3 protein-coding genes are annotated in these 2,500 nt (G+C 52.9%); all 3 read left to right on the top strand.

Annotation, left to right across the window (positions count from 1 at the left end):
- Nucleotides 1–86 precede the first annotated feature (86 nt).
- The gene (gene tnpA, locus FTE26_RS08220) at nt 87–512 is read left to right on the top strand and encodes an IS66-like element accessory protein TnpA (protein WP_000422741.1); all 426 of its coding nucleotides are present in this window, start codon (nt 87–89) and stop codon (nt 510–512) included.
- Nucleotides 509–859 (top strand): IS66 family insertion sequence element accessory protein TnpB, encoded by a 351-nt coding sequence (tnpB, locus tag FTE26_RS08215; RefSeq protein ID WP_033554029.1) that lies wholly within the window; start codon nt 509–511, stop codon nt 857–859. The genes tnpA and tnpB overlap by 4 nt, the downstream gene beginning before the upstream one ends.
- Before the next feature lie 30 nt (nt 860–889).
- The coding region (tnpC, locus tag FTE26_RS08210) for an IS66-like element ISEc23 family transposase (protein WP_000080193.1) at nt 890–2,500 on the top strand (1,611 nt) is incomplete at its 3' end.

The raw sequence follows: 2,500 nt of genomic DNA, 5'->3' as shown, positions 1-2,500 counted from the left end.
CGTAAGCGTAAACTGACCGCCGTATGTAGCCATCAGACGAGAATTGGTAACTTAGACGCCCATCTGATATAGACGGACATCTAAGTATGGAATTACAGGACTGGCGAAAAGAACCTCGTAAAAACTATTCGAATGAATTCAAACTTCGTATGGTGGAACTGGCATCACAACCTGGAGCTTGTGTTGCACAGATTGCACGTGAAAATGGCGTCAATGATAATGTTATTTTCAAATGGCTCAGGCTCTGGCAGAACGAAGGGCGTGTTTCGCGGCGTCTTCCGGTAACGACCTCTTCTGACACTGGCGTTGAATTATTACCTGTAGAAATAACGCCGGATGAGCAGAAAGAACCTGTGGCGGCCATTGCGCCGTCTTTATCCACTTCCACTCAGACCAGAGTCAGTGCCAGTTCCTGCAAGGTGGAATTCCGTCACGGTAACATGACGCTGGAAAATCCATCGCCAGAGCTGCTCACAGTGTTGATCCGTGAACTGACCGGGAGGGGAAGATGATCTCACTCCCATCAGGTACCCGTATCTGGCTCGTTGCCGGCGTTACCGATATGCGTAAATCCTTCAACGGACTGGGAGAACAGGTACAACATGTGCTGAATGATAATCCCTTCTCCGGTCACCTGTTTATCTTCCGTGGCCGACGGGGTGACACCGTCAAAATTCTTTGGGCTGATGCTGATGGTCTGTGCCTGTTCACCAAACGCCTGGAGGAAGGCCAGTTTATCTGGCCTGCGGTACGTAACGGCAAGGTATCCATTACCCGCTCGCAACTGGCAATGCTCCTCGATAAGCTGGACTGGCGTCAGCCAAAAACATCCAGCCGTAACTCACTGACAATGTTGTAAAAAACTCCTGACCGCATTATAAAAACGGTCATGAGTCAGAAATACCTCATTCGCATCGCAGAGCTGGAAAGGTTGCTCTCTGAGCAGGCTGAAGCCCTCCGTCAGAAAGACCAGCAACTGAGTCTGGTTGAAGAGACGGAAGCCTTCCTGCGCTCTGCACTGACACGTGCCGAAGAAAAGATCGAAGAAGATGAACGGGAAATAGAACATCTGCGGGCTCAGATAGAAAAACTGCGCCGGATGCTGTTCGGTACCCGTTCTGAAAAACTGCGTCGTGAAGTTGAACTGGCTGAGGCTCTGCTGAAACAACGTGAACAGGACAGCGATCGTTACAGTGGGCGGGAAGACGATCCTCAGGTTCCCCGCCAGTTGCGACAGTCGCGCCATCGTCGTCCGTTACCGGCACACCTTCCCCGTGAAATACACCGCCTGGAGCCAGAAGAAAGCTGTTGCCCGGAGTGTGGCGGTGAGCTGGATTATCTGGGGGAAGTCAGCGCTGAACAGCTGGAACTGGTGAGCAGTGCCCTGAAAGTGATCCGCACAGAACGGGTAAAAAAAGCCTGTACAAAATGTGACTGTATTGTTGAAGCACCGGCGCCGTCCCGCCCGATAGAGCGTGGTATCGCGGGCCCCGGATTACTTGCCCGCGTGTTAACGGGAAAATACTGCGAACATCTGCCACTGTATCGTCAGAGTGAAATCTTTGCCCGCCAGGGTGTCGAACTGAGCCGGGCCTTACTCTCCAACTGGGTTGACGCGTGCTGCCAGTTAATGACACCGGTGAATGATGCCCTGTACCGTTATGTAATGAACACCCGCAAGATTCACACTGATGACACACCGGTAAAGGTACTGGCACCGGGTCAGAAAAAGGCGAAAACAGGGCGTATCTGGACGTATGTCCGGGATGATCGCAATGTGGGTTCGTCATCTCCTCCAGCGGTCTGGTTCGCGTACTCGCCGAACCGGCAGGGGAAACACCCGGAGCAACACCTCCGCCCCTTCCGGGGTATCCTGCAGGCGGATGCGTTCACAGGTTACGACAGGTTGTTCAGTGCAGAACGTGAAGGTGGTGCACTGACAGAAGTTGCGTGCTGGGCCCATGCCCGGCGAAAAATCCACGATGTATACATCAGCAGCAAAAGTGCGACGGCAGAAGAAGCACTGAAGCGAATCAGTGAACTGTACGCCATCGAGGATGAAATACGGGGATTACCGGAGTCAGAGCGTCTTGCCGTCAGGCAGCAGCGAAGCAAAGTGTTACTGACGTCGCTGCATGAATGGATGGTGGAGAAGAATGGTACGCTGTCGAAAAAATCCAGACTGGGCGAAGCGTTCAGCTATGTACTGAATCAGTGGGATGCCCTCTGTTATTACAGTGATGACGGTCTGGCGGAGGCGGATAATAATGCTGCGGAAAGAGCGCTTCGTGCAGTCTGTCTCGGAAAGAAAAACTTTATGTTCTTTGGCAGCGATCACGGCGGCGAGCGTGGAGCACTGTTGTACGGGCTGATCGGCACCTGCCGTCTGAACGGTATCGATCCGGAAGCGTATCTGCGCCATATCCTGAGCGTACTGCCGGAATGGCCTTCCAACCGAGTTGATGAACTCCTGCCATGGAACGTAGTACTCACCAATAAA

The sequence above is a fragment of the Escherichia sp. S10b genome, from assembly GCF_028421345.1.
Classification (GTDB): domain Bacteria; phylum Pseudomonadota; class Gammaproteobacteria; order Enterobacterales; family Enterobacteriaceae; genus ECMA0423.
Note: the sequence above shows the minus strand (reverse complement) of the source record. Positions and strands in the feature narration are given on the sequence as shown.

Coding starts and splice junctions, on each gene's coding strand:
- tnpB (WP_033554029.1), top strand. CDS start 509: ATGATCTCACTCCCATCAGGTACCCGTATCTGGCTCGTTGCCGGCGTT.
- tnpA (WP_000422741.1), top strand. CDS start 87: ATGGAATTACAGGACTGGCGAAAAGAACCTCGTAAAAACTATTCGAAT.